The following is a 14,144-nucleotide window of genomic DNA, read 5'->3' on the forward strand; positions in this document are numbered from 1 at the left end:
TGCCCGCGGCCACCGAGAGACCCGGCTTCGGCCGGGTCTTTTTGTGCTCCAGGATGATCCGCTGAGATCAGTGGACCGGTACCACGATCTCCACCTCGGCCCCCAGACCGTCGGCATTCGAGCCCATGCGGAGCGTGCCGCCGAGTTCGATCGACACCAGCGTCTGGACGATCTGTAGCCCCAGATGGTCCGACGACGCCGGATCGAAGCCATCCGGCAGTCCGGAGCCGTTGTCCCGCACGGCCATACGGAGGCGGCGCACATCGCGCTCACCGACGATGTCGATCACGCAGCGCTCCTGGCCGGGGGCGAATCCGTGCTCGATGGCGTTCTGGATGAGCTCGGCCAGCACCATCACCAGCGGCATCGCCAGCTCGGCGGACAGCACACCCAGCCGATCGCGCCGGCGCACCTGAACCGGCGCCTCCCCCGACGCGACGTCGACGAGGGTCGGCACCAACCGGTCCACCACCTCGTCGAGGTCGACCTCCTCGTCGACACTCCCCGAGAGCATCTCGTGGACGAGTGCGATCGACCCGACCCGACGTACCGCCTCCGTCAATGCGGTTCTCGCCTCGGGGTTCGACGTCCGGCGCGCCTGCAGCCGCAGGAGCGCCGACACCGACTGCAGGTTGTTCTTCACCCGGTGGTGGATCTCGCGGATGGTCGCGTCCTTGGAGATCAGGGCGAGGTCGCGTCGCTTCACCTCGGTGACGTCGCGGATGAGCACCACCGCGCCGGTGCTGACCCCGCGCGGGTGCAACGCGACGGCGCGGAACAACACGGTCGCGCGGCTCGCGTCGGCCTCCATCCGGAGTCCGACGTCCCGATACGGTCCCGCGGGCAGGGGCACCACGCCCGCGGCCGCATCGATCATGAGCGCCGCGTCCTCCGACTCGAAGGGGTCGGTCAGCAGCGATGCGGTCACCTCGGCCAGGCGGGTGTGCGAGAGCTCGGTGGTCCACCCCATGCGATGGAACGCCGACAGCGCGTTCGGGCTCGCGTAGACCACGATGCCGTCGGCGTCGACACGGACGAATCCGTCTCCGGCCCGCGGCGTCGACAGACCGCGCGGATTGCCCTCCACCTGCGGGTATGTCCCGTCCGCGACCATCTGACAGAGGTCGTTGGCCGAATCCTGATAGGCGAGCTCCAGCGGCGACGGCAATCGCGGGTGGGTGAGGTCGATCGCACGGGTGAGCACGGCCACGACCTCGCCATCGACGGCGATCGGGACCGCCTCACGCCGGATCGCGAGCGGACCGAACCAGGCGGGGTCTTCATCGCGCAGGATTCGACCGTCATCGAACGCGCGAGCGACCTGGGCGTTCGCCGACGAATCCACGACGGTGCCGACCTCGTCGCGTGGGAACACCGTCGACGCGGTGTTGGGACGGCACTGGGCGACGGTGACGATGTCGCCGTGTTCGGCGCGCACGGCCAACAAGAAGTCCGCGAAGGAGAGGTCGGCGAGCAGCTGCCACTCGGCCACGAGCCGTTGCAGGTGTGCCGCGGCGGCGTCGGAGAGGGTGGTGTGCTCGGCGAGGAGGTCGGCCAGCGTCGACATCGGGCCGGGCGGTCAGATCCGAGCTCGTCGCGCGGCGACGGCGATCACTGGTAGACGGCGATGGTGTCGCCGGCCTGGATGACGTCGCCGACCTTGACCTTGACGTCGGCGATGGTGCCGGGTTCCTCGGCGAGCACCGGGATCTCCATCTTCATCGACTCCAGCAGCACCAGCGTGTCACCGACCTCGACCTGCTGGCCGGCGGTGGCCAGCACCTCGAGCACGCTCGCAACGATCTCTGCCACGACGTCTTCTGCCATGCACATAACGTAGCCCACCGCTGATCGGCACACGCGTCGGTCGGGCCACCGCGGACGTCGCCGCATCGCCGATCGGCCGATCACCGATCGGGTCCGGATGTGGTAAACGGCGCTCGGCATGGGAGAATGGCCGACGGCCACCTGAGAAGGCCGACGGCATGAAGGAGAACGTCATGGGAAAGCGCGGACGGAAGAAGCGCGCTCGTAAGAAGAGCGCAGCCAACCACGGCAAGCGTCCCAACGCCTGAGCTACCGCTCGGTACGGGAAGAGCCCGGGTGTCGATCATCGGACGATGATCGACACCCGGGCTCTGTCGTCGCGCTCACTGCACCGGCGGGCCTACTGCACCGTCGGTCCAGAAGCAGTCAGTCCTGCCCGCGGGTCTCGCGGTAGGTGGTCTCGCTGACGATCACGGTCTTCCGGATCTCCACGCGCAGACGCTCGCGGAGTCCCTCGGGAGCCTGATCGCCACCGCACTTGCGGTTGACGAGCGCTTTGAGCTGCTGCTCGATGCCGTAGTGGGCCAGGCACGACGGACACCCGTCGAGATGGGCCTGCAGGCGCGAGCGCGCACCGGGGTCGCACTCGTTGTCCAGCAGCAGCCAGACGTCGGCGATGACCGCGGAGCAGTCGAGACGGTTGAACTCGGGATCGAGGCCGGGATCGTCGGATCGGGGTTCGGTGCTCATCGGGCCGCCCCGCTCTCGGTGGTGGCCTTCTCGGCCGACGAACGGTTGAAACCGCGCTCGCGTGCGACGTCGGCGAGCAGATCGCGCAGTTGTCGGCGTCCACGATGCAGCCGGGACATGACGGTTCCGATCGGCGTGTCCATGATCTCCGCGATCTCCTTGTAGGGCAGGCCCTCCACGTCGGCGTAGTAGACCGCCATCCGGAACTCCTCGGGCAGTGCCTGCAGAGCTGCCTTGATCTCGTCGTCGGGCAGCGCGTCGAGCGCCTCGATCTCGGCCGATCGCAGGCCCGTGGACGTGTGCTCGGCATTGGCTGCGAGCTGCCAGTCGGTGATCTCGTCGGTCGGGTACTGCGCAGGCTGACGCTGTTTCTTTCGGTACGAGTTGATGTACGTGTTCGTCAGGATCCGGTAGAGCCACGCCTTCAGGTTGGTGCCCTCACGGAAAGACGAGAATGCCGAGAACGCCTTGACGTAGGTCTCCTGGACCAGATCTTCGGCATCGGCGGGATTGCGGGTCATCCGCAGGGCGGCGCCGTACATCTGATCGAGCAGCGGCAGCGCGTCCCGTTCGAAGCGCTCGGTGATCGCCTCGGGTGTCTCGGTGGGATCCGCACGGCGTGGCGCCTGCGAGCCGGCGCCGGATGCAGACCGACCGCCCTTGCGACGCGTGGTCGTGGGCTCTTCGTCGGGGGACTCGGATTCGGCCACTACGATCCCTTCGGTGACGATCCCCGTGCGACCGACGCCGGTGAGGACGCGGTCTCGCGGGCGACGCGGGTCGGTGACGAACACGTCTCCGCTGTCGATGCCGGGAGCCGGATGGCGCCCGGTGCTGTCAGGCGAGTCTACCGAGCCGGACATGATCTCCATGTCCGTGGGCGAGGCGAGAAGAGTCGACGCACTCATCGCGGTCGGCGGCCTCCTTCGTGTCGAACGTGTCGGGTGGCGAACCGGTCTGGTCGCCGGTCCGTCGGCGGTGGATCGGACGTCCTCCACCGGCGGCATCACAGGTCACAACAGCGCCCGATGCCCGATTGTTCCGATCGCAACGTCTTTCGACCCTCCGTGCTTCTGACGACACACATCCCCGACCAGCATCGAGAAGGAGAAACCATGGCCGCGACTCCGGCGATCGCCGCACTCGAGAAGGCCGGCATAGCCCACGACGTACATCGGTACGGCCACGATCCACGCTCCGACGCCTATGGGGACGAGGCGGTCGCGGTGATGACCGAGCGACTCGGGGTGGCGCCGGAACAGATCCTCAAGACGTTGGTGATCGACCTCGGTTCCACACTCGCGGTCGCCGTGCTCCCGGTCCCTGCGCGGCTGTCGGTGAAGGCGGCGGCCGCAGCACTCGGCAGCTCCAAGGCGGTCATGGCCCAGGCCCGCGACGTCACCCGCAGTACCGGTTACGTGCTCGGCGGGGTCTCCCCGGTGGGGCAACGGACCCGGCTGCCCACCGTGGTCGACGAGTCGGCGCTGGCATGGCCGATGGTCCTCTGCAGTGGAGGTCGACGCGGCGTCGAGATCGCGCTCGCCCCCACCGACCTGGTCGCCGTCACCGATGCGGTCACCGCGTCCGTCCTCGCCTGATCGTCCGACGGTGAGGTCAGCGCGACAGAGCTGCCCGCGGTGGCTCCCCGCTGTCGGCGCCCCGTGACAGCATGGGGTCATGTGCGGACGCTATGCGGTGACCACCGATCCGGCGAAGCTGGCGGCCGAGATCGACGCTGTCAACGAGGTGACCTCCGTCGGTCCGGACGCCGCATCGGGCACCTCTGCCGACACCGACGAGACGTCGGACCAGCAGGGGGCGGAGCAACCGACACTGCCCGGCGTCGACGAGAAGGAGAAGCCCCGCGGCCCGGGGCCCAATTACAACGTCGCCCCGACGACCACGATCATGTCGGTGGTCAAGCGACACTCTCAGGACGACCCCGACGACGCCGCTGCCCTGCGTGTCCGCGCCATGCGATGGGGCCTGGTGCCGCCGTGGACCAAGGAACTGGGCAAAGGGCCGCTGCTGTTCAACGCGCGCGCCGAGACCGCTGCCGAGAAGAGTTCGTTCCGTACCGCGGTGAAGTCCAAGCGCTGCCTGATCCCGATGGACGGCTGGTACGAGTGGCAGAAGGGCGCAGCGACCGACGGTGGCAAGCCCACGAAGATCCCGTTCTTCATGTCGCCCAAGGACGGCACCCGACTCTTCATGGCCGGCCTCTGGTCGGTGTGGCGTCCCAAGGACGCACCGAAGGACGCCGCTCCCCTGTTGAGCGCGACCATCCTCACCACCGACGCGGTGGGCGACCTGCGTGACATCCACGACCGGATGCCGCTGATCATGCCGTTCGAGAACTGGGACGCCTGGTTGAACCCGGACGAAACGGCACCCGAGGATCTGTTCGCGCCACCCGCCGACGATGTGGCGGCCGCCATCGAGATCCGCGAGGTCGCTCCGCTGGTCAACCGCGTCGCCAACAACGGACCGGAGCTGCTCGCGCCGGTGTGATCCGCATCCTTCGCGGGATCGCCGAATTCAGTCCGCGACGCAGCGGAACCCGAGGTGACCGGTCGAGGAGTCCTCATCCTGTCCCTGTCGGGCAGCCGGCCGGTACCGGAGGCAGTACTGCGGCGAACACAGGTGGGACCCACCCTTGATGGTGCGATGCCGGGCGAGGGTGGCCGGGCGGGCCGGAGCGCAGCAGCTACCGCCCGCCGGTGGCCGGTGATCACGCGTGTGGGCGTCGGCGGTCCACTCCCAGACATTGCCGATCATGTCGACGAGCCCGCGGCGGTCCGGCGGATTGGTGTAGATTGCCGTCGTGCCCGGACCGCGACGCCCGGTGTGGCGCCACGGGAAGTCCCCGACGAAGACGGTGGCCGGCACATCGTCCAGATCGTCGATTCCGTCTATGTCCCAGGTGAACTCGGCGTCGGCGGTGAGTTCGTCGCCCTGGGCGTCCGCGCAGCCGCCACGCGCGGCGAACTCCCATTCAGCCTCGCCGGGCAGCCGCTTACCCGCCCACGCCGCGTAGGCCAGCGCGTCCGAGTGCGAGACATGGGTGACCGGGTGGTCGGCGCGTCCCTCGACATCGGAGCCCGGCCCCGACGGTCGCGACCAGCAGGCGCCGGCGACGAACCGCCACCAGCGGCGGTGGTCGTCGAGCGGCACGGGCCCCGACGTCGGGGTGAACACCAGCGAACCCGCGACCAGCAGGTCCGGATCGGCATCGGGGAACTCCGCGGGATCCGGCGCGATCTCGGCGGTGGTGACATGCCCTGTCTCGTGAACGAATCGGGCGAACTCGCCGACGGTCACGGGCGCGTGGTCGATCCAGAACGGCTCCACCTCGACCACACGGACCGGCTGTTCCTCCGGGTAGAAGCGTGCGCTCCCCATCCGGAACCGACCACCGTCGATCCGGATCATCTCGGGGCGTGCGTTCGTCTCCACCGGAATCGATGGTGGCACACCGCGGAGCCGGCCCGCTCGGCGCGTCAGCTGAAGGCCCGGTCAGCTGAAGGCATAGTCGGCCAAGGGGAACCGCTCCATCTCCCGCAATGTCGACAAGGTCGACGACGGACGCAGGAGGGCCGCCTCGCCGTGCTGGTTGAAGTAGTAGCTCCGGGCCCGCGAGCAGTCACCGGTGTAGAAGACCGACGATTGCAGGTCGTCGGTGACGCGGTCGAGGAAGGCGTCGTTGGCGCGCTCGGAGACCTCGAACGTCGAGTCGCCCCGGCGTCGCATCTCGGTGAACAGCCGCCGGATGTGGCGCATCTGCCCTTCGATGGTCGTGAAGTAGGAGAGCCCGCTGTAGGAGTAGGGACTGTTGAGCGACAACAGGTTCGGAAAGCCCGGCACGGTGATGCCCTCGTACGCCTGGAACCGGCCGTCGCGCCACCACTTGCCCAGATCCTTGCCGCCACGGCCGATCACCTCGAACGCCGGGAAGTTGACGTCCCAGAGGTTGAACCCGGTTGCCAGCACCAGGGTGTCCACCGGGATCGTCGCGCCGTCGGCGGTCACGATGCCCTCGGGCACCACGCGTTCGATGGTGCCCGTCTCCAACTGCACGTGCGGCCGGTTGAAGGTCCGGAAGTAGGTGTTGGAGAACGTCGGGCGCTTGCACCCGAAGTCGTAGGTCGGGGTCAGCCGACGCCGCGTGTCGGGGTCTGCGACCTGCGCGCGGAGGTGCGCGCGTGCCAGTCGGGCGGCGATGCGGTTGCCGATCTTGGCCTGCCGGTAGTGCAGCACGCCGACCACCATCAACAGTTCGAGCAGCGAGGTGTTGACGAGTCGGGCGGCCCGTTGTGTCAACGGGAACCGGGCGAACAATCGCTGCACACCGGCGGGGATCGGGAAGTCGAGCTTCGGGACGACCCAGATCGGCGTCCGCTGGAACACGGTCAGCGCCTGCGCCTGATCGGCGATCTCGGGGATCAGCTGGACGGCGGTGGCGCCGGTGCCGATCACGGCGGCGCGTTCACCGGTGAAGTCGTGGCCGTCTTCCCAGCGGGTGGTGTGGATGATCCGTCCGGCGAACGTGTCGATCCCCGGGAAGTCGGGGACATGTGGTTGCGAGAGGAACCCGGTCGCGGTCACGAGATACTTCGCGCTCCGGTCCCGGCCGTCGGAGGTCCGCACCTGCCAGAGGTGTTCGTCGGGATTCCACTCCGCGCGCTCGACCGCGACACCGAACTCCATCCGACGGGTGAGGTCGTACTTGTCGGCGACGTACTTCGCGTACTTCTTCAGCTCGGTACCCGGCGCGAAGAGTCGTGACCAATACGGATTCGGCTCGAACGAGTACGAGTAGGTCACCGAGGCGATGTCCACCGCCAGGCCGGGGTAGTGGTTGACGTGCCACGTGCCGCCGAGATCGTCCTCGCGCTCGAGGATCACGAAGTCGGTGATCCCGAGGCGGGTCAACTCGATGCCTGCACCGATGCCGCCGAATCCCGCTCCGACGATCAGTGCCTCGTAGTCGGGCCGCATGACCAACCTCCCAGCCGATGTACCTGTTACTCGAGACACAGTAACTCAGGCCACTGTCGAAAGGAATGGCAGCGGCGATCCAGACGATGTCGAGCACCGCGCGCGGGTTGATAACCTCGCGCGATGACCGCAGCCCGGACATTCTCGGCCCAGAGCGAGATCGGCCACCTGATCGGCACCGATTCGACGATCGTGGTGTTCGCCGCGGGCGTGATCCTAGTGTGGGCGCTGCTGTTGGGCGTGTGGAAGTACCACGGGATGCGTACCTCCCCGGACCATCTCGCCCACCCCTACGTCGACATGGCCCACCGCGCAGCGTTGATGTACTCGTTCGCAACCCTCGTACTGGCCGCGCTGGTGGCCCTGAGTGCCTGGCCCGCGGTGGTGAATCTGACCGCGGCCGGTGTGGCGATCGTCTTCTTCGTCGGTGCTGTCGCCGCCTACTGCGTACACGGGGCGTTGCAGGACACCACCAATCAGTTCGAGTCGCCGACGCCCGGCACGCATCTGTTCATGCTCGCACTGATCCTCGCGGAGGTGGGTGGCGTCCTGGTGCTGCTCGCCGGCGTGGTGGCCTCCTGGGTCTGAGCTCTTCATGCGGAGAAATGGTCCGATTCGAGTCGCCGTCGTCGGCGCCGGTGTGGGCGGTCTCGCCCTCGCGGGTGCGTTGCGCCGGTCCGGCGCGCAGGTCGTCGTTCTCGAACGAGCATCGGAGTTCGCGCCGGTCGGTTCGGGTCTGTCGCTGTGCGGTAACGGTTTCCGCGCACTCGATGCACTGTCGCTCGGCGACCGCGTCCGCGCGGTGACCGCGGACGCTCCCCCACCGGGCACCGCCGGTGGTCGACGCCCCGACGGTTCGTGGCTGATCCGCTTCAGCTCGGAGGCGACGGCGCGGATACGCGTGGTGGATCGGACCGAGCTGCACACCGCCCTCCTCGACGGGCTCGCGGATGTCGAGATCCGAACCGGCGCGCAGGTGGTCGCCGCCGACGACACCGGCGTCACGCTCGCCGATGACGAGCGCGTCGGCAACTTCGACGTCGTGGTGGGGGCCGATGGACTGCGAAGTCGCGTTCGAGCCGGATGGCCTGCGGACCCGGGCGTCACCTACGCCGGCTACGGCGCGTGGCGAGGCATCACCCGCCGACCGATCCCTCTGACAGCAGGCGGTGAGACCTTCGGCAGCGGAAAGAGATTCGGGATCGCTCCACTCCGAGACGGACGGGTGTACTGGTTCGCCGCCATCTCCACCGATCGCGACGCACGCCCGGATCACACCGTTCTCCGGGAGGCGTTCGCCGGATGGCACGCGCCTGTCGGTGAGCTCATCGACGCAACCGACGCCGACGCCGTCTCGTATCTGCCGATCGAGTACCTGGCGCAGCCGTTGCCGTCGTACCGGCAGGGCACGCGGGTCCTCCTCGGCGACGCCGCCCACGCCATGACGCCCGACCTGGGTCAGGGAGCGAACCAAGCGCTCGAAGACGCCGCCGTCCTCGAGAAGCTGCTCAGGCCTGCGATCGTCGCCCACGACCGGCAACGGATCTCGCCGGCGCTGGGCGAGTACGACGCGATCCGGCGGCCCCGAAGCCAGGCCGTCGCCAGCCAGGCACGTCTGGTCGGACGAGTGGGTCAGGCCGCCGGCGTCCGGGCAGCGCTTCGGGATGCGGCACTACGCATCGCGCCCGACCGGGTCGTGTCGGCTCGGTCGGTCCGGATCCAGGACTGGCACCCGTAGATGTGAGATCGGCCCACTCCCGGAATAGCCCCGACGCGTGCGATGCTTTGTCCTGTCATGAGTTCCCGCGCGGACCAGCCCGCTCCCTCGTCCACGGCATCGACCGTCGGCTCCCGTCGCCGGACGTCGGGGGGCCTCGCATTCGTGTCCGTGGTCCTCGCCTTCGCGGTGGTGATGATGGGTACCACGCTCCCCACCCCGCTGTATGCGATCTATTCCGGCGAGCTCGGGTTCGGCGTCCTCACCACCACCATCATCTTCGCCGTCTACGCCGCGGGCGTGATCGCCGCGCTGATCCTGTTCGGTCGATGGTCCGACGTCGTCGGCCGCCGACCGCTGCTGATCGCGGGGGCGCTCTTCTCGATCGCGAGCGCCGTCGTCTTCCTCACCGCCGGACCGATCTGGCAACTGATGCTCGGACGGGTGCTGTCGGGTGTGTCGGCAGGGATCTACGCGGGAGCCGCAACCGCGGCGGTCATCGAGTTGGCCCCGGCCTCGTGGCGCTCACGCGCTCCGGCGATCGCGACCGCGGCCAACATCGGCGGACTCGGTCTCGGACCGCTGGTGGCCGGGCTGCTCGCCGAGTACGGTCCGGCGCCGCTGCGCACACCGTTCATCGTCGACCTCGTACTGCTCGCCGTGGTCGGCGTCGGGATCTGGTTCGTCTCGGAGTCGGTGGATGTGACACCGGGTGCGCGGCCGTCGGTCCAGCGACTGTCGGTCCCCGCGGAGATGCGCGGTGTCTTCACCCGCGCGTCGATCGCCGCCTTCGCCGGTTTCGCGGTGATGGGGTCGTTCACCGGCGTCGCACCGTCGTTCGTGTCGCAGATCATCGGCATCGACAGTCACGCGGTCGCAGGCATCCTCGTCGCGATCCTCTTCCTCTCGTCGACGATCGCGCAGATCGTCGGTCGGTCGGTGCCCACCGAACGCGCGTTGATCATCGGTTGCTCGCTGCTGGTGGCCGGCGTGCTGGTGCTGATCGGCGGACTCGTCGCGAAGTCGTTCGTGGTGCTGGTCCTCGGCGCCGTCATCAGCGGTGCCGGTCAAGGACTCTCGTTCAGCAAGGGCCTGGCGGCGGTGGTCGGCGCCAGCCCGGAGCATCGCCGCGCCGAGGTCACCTCCACCTACTTCGTCGTCGCCTACGTCGCGATCTCGCTACCGATCGTCGGTCAGGGCTTCGCGGCCGCGCACTGGGGTCTGCAGACCGCGGGCGAGGTGCTCAACAGCGCGGTCGCAGTGCTCGCCCTCCTTGCGCTGGTGTGGACGATCATCGAGGCCCGACGGACACCTGCCGACGCCTGATTCAGCCGACGCCTGCATCCCGGAGCGCGGCGGCGAGCGACACCAGTCGTGGATGCGTGGCGAGGTCCTCGACCCCGACGGCCCGCCCTCGATCGTCGGCGAGCGGGATGCGCCAGTTCGGGTACTGGTCACCGCCGGTGCCGGGCTGGTTCTGGATGCGCCGCTCCCCAACACCGTCGACCAACGCGACGCCGAGCAACGCAGACGGTGTCGCGGCAATAAGGCGGTAGAGCGCCTCGACCATGGCCGGATCGGTGGGCGAGGCATCGGCGGACAGCAGGCCGCGGTCGCGGGCCAGCGCCAGGATCGCGTCGCGATCCGCCTCGTCGCGGGCGCGCTCGGCTTCCTCGCCGGTCTCGAGCAGCCCCAGGCGTGAACGTAGTTCGATGTGGTCACCGGCCAGATAACCGATGGTCGGCGGCAGGTCGTGGGTGGTCACCGATGTCAGGCACAGCTGCCGGTACTCCTCCGGTGGGATCGGACCGTCGTCGCCGTGCTCGAACCACAGGATCGAGGTGCCGAGAATCCCTCGCTCGCGCAACGACTTCTGCACGATCGGCTCGAAGACTCCGAGGTCCTCGCCGATCACCACCGCATCGGCCCGCTGCGCCTCGAGTGCCAGGATGCCGATGAGGGCCTCGTGGTCGTAGTCGACGTATGTGCCGTCGGCCGGCCCCCTACCGTCGGGAATCCACCAGAGCCGGAAGAGCCCGAGGATGTGGTCGACCCGGACACCGCCCGCGTGCCGGAGGACCGTCCGCAGCATCTCCGCGTACGGCCGATAGCCGGCCTCGGCCAACCGACGTGGATGCCAGGGCGGCTGATCCCAGCCCTGGCCCTGCTGATTGAACCCGTCCGGAGGTGCCCCGACGGTCGCGCCGCGTGCCAGGACGTCACCCAGCATCCAGATGTCGGCGCCCGTGCGATCGACGCCGACCGCGAGGTCGGTGATCACACCGATGTACATGCCCGCCGCCCGGGCGCGGTCCTGGGCCGCGGCGAGTTGCTGATCGCAGATCCACTGCAGCCAGGCGAAGAAGCGGACCCGATCGGCGTGGGCGCGACGCTCCCGGAGGACCACCTGCCGGTCGGTGAAGTCGGTCGACCACCGCGGCGAGTCGGTGCCGTACTCCTCGGCGAGTGCACACCAGGTCGCGAATCGGCGGAGTCCGCGCCCCTCGGCCTTTCGATACTCCCGGAACTCGTGCTCGCGGGCATCATCGAGCGGGACCGACCAGATCAGTTCGAGGGCACGGAGCTTCGCCCGGTAGACCTTGTTGCGCTTGATCTTCCGGATCGAGGTGTTCTCCGCGGCCAGTGTCTTCGCGAGTTTGCGGACACGTCGACGCGCCCGTGGTCCCAGACGCGCCACCTCCGGGATGTCGAGGATGCTGATGTAGATCGGATTGACGAACCGCCGCGTGGTCGGCAGGTACGGTGATGCCTCGATCGGTGGCCGTGGCTGGGCCGCGTGTACCGGGTTGATCTGCACGAAGTCAGCGCCGTGACGCCGCGCCGCGATCTCCGCCATGGCACCGAGATCACCGAAGTCGCCGATCCCCCAGGACTTCTGGGAGCGAATCGAGTACAGCTGAACGGCCAGGCCCCATCGCTGACGATCGGTGAGCCGGTCGGCGGTGTCTAGTCGGCGCGGGGTGACGATGAGGTCGCATTCGGCGTGCCGGTCCGTGACCGGATCGCGCGCACTGAGCCGGTGGTACCCGGGTGGTAGATCGACCGGGACGGAGAATGTCGCACGCCCGAGCAGGACCCCGTCCACATCGTTCGGTTCGACCCGGACCTGCCGTTGGGTGGGCGTGAGCGAGACACCGTTCTCGGTCGTGATGATCACATGGACCGGGTGCCCCTCGGGCACGTGGACGATCACGTCCGCATCGACGTCGCCCTCGGTCGTCACCACCACCGGCGGCACGAACGACCGCCACTCGGCGAGTTCGGCATCTCGGCGCGACGCCGCGATCTCATCGTCGGTGGTGGCCGGGACGCCGAGGGAACCGAGCACCGCGACAAGCGTTTCCGCACCCACCGGATGATCGAGCTGATCCCAGCCGACATAGCTGGTTGCCACCCCGTGCGCGCGCGCCAGTGCCCGCAGATCGGCGTCGGCGCCGTCGTCGATGCTCACCGCTCCATGGTGACAGTTTCCGCGGCTGGCCGCGCGGGAAGGACGGCCACCTACCGCTCAGGCGACACGACCGTGGCTCAGGAATACCAGTCGACGGCCAACGGCTGGTCACCACGCAGAAGGTATGCGCCGACCTGCCGTCGCTTGTAGGCGACCGGGTCGTGAAGGCTCTGGGTGCGCAGATCCCGCCAGAACCGGTCGAGTTCGTAGCGGCGGGCGGTGGCTCGGGCGCCGACGAGTTCGAAGATGGTGGTGGTCACCTCGATGCCGGTCTCCACCGCAACCGTCTTGACCGCGGAGAGCAGCGCGGCCAGCTCTGCACGGCGTTCCGGCGTGATCGAGTTCGGGTCGTCCAGAGCGGCACTGACCTTTGCCGACGCCTCGCGCAAGAGGGCCTCGGCTGCGAGCAGATGCGACTGCAGGCCGCCGAAACCGTCCAGCACATGGGGTTCGTCGATGGCGCGCTCGTACTCCGAGTGCAGCCACGACCGCGAGTTCTCGGTGACGTACTCCACGGCACGGTCCAGCGCGCCGCGCGCGAGCGACACGTAGAAGGTCGGCATCAGGGTCTGCGAGGTCAGTCCGGGCGTCAGGTTGGCGTTCTGTGGCTGGAACTGCTTGTCGGCGAATCCGATCGCCTCGGTCCACGCCACCTCGACACCCTCGATCCGCGCTGAACCGCTCCCCGTCGAACGCTGACCCAGGGTGTCCCAGTCGTCGCCGTAGATGATGCCCGACTGCTGCGTGTCGGCGAGGACGAAGAACACGTCGCCACCGTCGATGGCGACGCCGATGACCACACGATCGGATACCGGGAGTCCGGTGTTGAACTGCTTGCCACCGTGCAAGATCAGGTGGTCGCCCTCGTCCGTGGCTGCGATCGCGTCGTCGCGGAAGTTCGCGATACCCGCCAGCAGCTGGCGGTTCACGGTCACCTCACGCTCCCACCGCTCCCGCTGTTCAGGGGTACCGAAGGAACGGAACAGCCAGAAGTAGGCGTAGTGCCATCCGAGGATGTTCGCGATCGATCCCTCGACCTTGGCGAACTCGGCGACGACGTCGAGAACCGTGGCCCAGTCCGCGTTCCCGCCCCCGTGCTCGACCGGTCCCTGCAGCCCGATCAGCCCGGCACGCCGAATCCACTCGACCTCCTGCACCGGGTTCGCGGCCTCGGTGTCGCGGGCCAGCGAGGTCGTGCCGACCAGCGCTGCGGCCTCTGCTGCGCGGGTGATCCACCCCTCACGCGTGGAGGGAACGGGACCCTCCCACGAGGCGAGGGTCGCCTCGATGTCGGGGCGGTGCGCAGTGGGCGCGGCCGGAGCTGCCTGGTCGATCGTGTTCGTGGTCATCGGAGTTCGTCTCCTCGTGCTCGGTTCGTCGGTGCAAGCGAGCGTAGGAACCCGTATGTCGTCTCGGCCAGTGCGCATTTCCGATGTCCCC

Annotated in this window: 14 protein-coding genes; 6 read left to right on the top strand and 8 right to left on the bottom strand. The window is 68.5% G+C overall.

All coding sequences use genetic code 11. The annotated features are described in order from the left end of the window. Nucleotides 1-67: 67 nt before the first annotated feature. Both GS4_RS02155 and GS4_RS02160 read right to left on the bottom strand, forming a co-directional pair. The gene (locus GS4_RS02155) at nt 68-1,567 is read right to left on the bottom strand and encodes a sensor histidine kinase (protein ID WP_007617016.1); all 1,500 of its coding nucleotides are present in this window, start codon (nt 1,565-1,567) and stop codon (nt 68-70) included. A gap of 44 nt (nt 1,568-1,611) precedes the next feature. Continuing rightward, nucleotides 1,612-1,827: a biotin/lipoyl-binding carrier protein gene (locus GS4_RS02160; protein ID WP_007617018.1), complete on the bottom strand. Its 216-nt coding sequence runs from the start codon at nt 1,825-1,827 to the stop codon at nt 1,612-1,614. 173 nt (nt 1,828-2,000) lie between these two features. On the opposite strand from GS4_RS02160, the gene GS4_RS26450 reads away from it, so the two are divergent. After that, a complete protein-coding gene (locus GS4_RS26450; RefSeq protein ID WP_109239415.1) occupies nt 2,001-2,075 on the top strand; it encodes a 50S ribosomal protein bL37 in 75 nt (24 codons plus the stop codon). Nucleotides 2,076-2,193: 118 nt separating this feature from the next. Here GS4_RS26450 and rsrA read toward each other — a convergent pair whose 3' ends face one another. Together rsrA and GS4_RS02170 are read right to left on the bottom strand one after the other, a co-directional pair. Then, nucleotides 2,194-2,517 (bottom strand): mycothiol system anti-sigma-R factor, encoded by a 324-nt coding sequence (gene rsrA / locus GS4_RS02165; protein WP_007617020.1) that lies wholly within the window; start codon nt 2,515-2,517, stop codon nt 2,194-2,196. Further along, nucleotides 2,514-3,248 (bottom strand): sigma-70 family RNA polymerase sigma factor, encoded by a 735-nt coding sequence (locus tag GS4_RS02170; protein WP_245555537.1) that lies wholly within the window; start codon nt 3,246-3,248, stop codon nt 2,514-2,516. Before GS4_RS02170 ends, rsrA begins: the two co-directional genes overlap by 4 nt. Before the next feature lie 384 nt (nt 3,249-3,632). Between GS4_RS02170 and GS4_RS02180 the strand changes: the two genes are divergently transcribed. Beyond that, complete coding sequence (locus GS4_RS02180) at nt 3,633-4,115, top strand: aminoacyl-tRNA deacylase (RefSeq protein WP_007617024.1); 483 nt, start codon at nt 3,633-3,635, stop codon at nt 4,113-4,115. A 79-nt stretch (nt 4,116-4,194) separates the two neighbouring features. Then, a complete protein-coding gene (locus GS4_RS02185; RefSeq protein ID WP_007617026.1) occupies nt 4,195-5,028 on the top strand; it encodes an SOS response-associated peptidase in 834 nt (277 codons plus the stop codon). A 27-nt stretch (nt 5,029-5,055) separates the two neighbouring features. On the opposite strand, the gene GS4_RS02190 is transcribed toward GS4_RS02185, so the two are convergent. Together GS4_RS02190 and GS4_RS02195 are read right to left on the bottom strand one after the other, a co-directional pair. Then, nucleotides 5,056-5,973, bottom strand: a complete 918-nt coding sequence (locus GS4_RS02190; RefSeq protein WP_500778500.1) for a formylglycine-generating enzyme family protein — start codon at nt 5,971-5,973, stop codon at nt 5,056-5,058. 60 nt (nt 5,974-6,033) lie between these two features. Then, complete coding sequence (locus tag GS4_RS02195) at nt 6,034-7,515, bottom strand: flavin-containing monooxygenase (protein ID WP_007617031.1); 1,482 nt, start codon at nt 7,513-7,515, stop codon at nt 6,034-6,036. Between the two features lie 123 nt (nt 7,516-7,638). On the opposite strand from GS4_RS02195, the gene GS4_RS02200 reads away from it, so the two are divergent. Genes GS4_RS02200 through GS4_RS02210 form a run of 3 tightly spaced genes read left to right on the top strand, consistent with a single transcriptional unit; the run spans nt 7,639 to nt 10,558 of the window. After that, nucleotides 7,639-8,103 (top strand): hypothetical protein, encoded by a 465-nt coding sequence (locus GS4_RS02200; RefSeq protein WP_007617033.1) that lies wholly within the window; start codon nt 7,639-7,641, stop codon nt 8,101-8,103. A gap of 7 nt (nt 8,104-8,110) precedes the next feature. After that, entirely contained in the window at nt 8,111-9,253 is a 1,143-nt protein-coding gene (locus tag GS4_RS02205) for an FAD-dependent monooxygenase (protein WP_007617034.1), read from the top strand. Between the two features lie 57 nt (nt 9,254-9,310). Beyond that, complete coding sequence (locus GS4_RS02210; RefSeq protein ID WP_040509194.1) at nt 9,311-10,558, top strand: MFS transporter; 1,248 nt, start codon at nt 9,311-9,313, stop codon at nt 10,556-10,558. A 1-nt stretch (nt 10,559) separates the two neighbouring features. On the opposite strand, the gene malQ is transcribed toward GS4_RS02210, so the two are convergent. Next, on the bottom strand, nt 10,560-12,704 hold the full coding sequence (gene malQ, locus GS4_RS02215; RefSeq protein WP_007617039.1) for a 4-alpha-glucanotransferase: 2,145 nt from the start codon (nt 12,702-12,704) through the stop codon (nt 10,560-10,562). A gap of 77 nt (nt 12,705-12,781) precedes the next feature. Further along, nucleotides 12,782-14,053 carry an acyl-CoA dehydrogenase family protein gene (locus tag GS4_RS02220; protein ID WP_007617041.1) on the bottom strand — a complete coding sequence of 424 codons (1,272 nt, stop codon included), beginning with the start codon at nt 14,051-14,053 and terminating at the stop codon, nt 12,782-12,784. Nucleotides 14,054-14,144 lie beyond the last annotated feature (91 nt).

Source organism: Gordonia soli NBRC 108243 (assembly GCF_000334455.1).
Classification (GTDB): domain Bacteria; phylum Actinomycetota; class Actinomycetes; order Mycobacteriales; family Mycobacteriaceae; genus Gordonia; species Gordonia soli.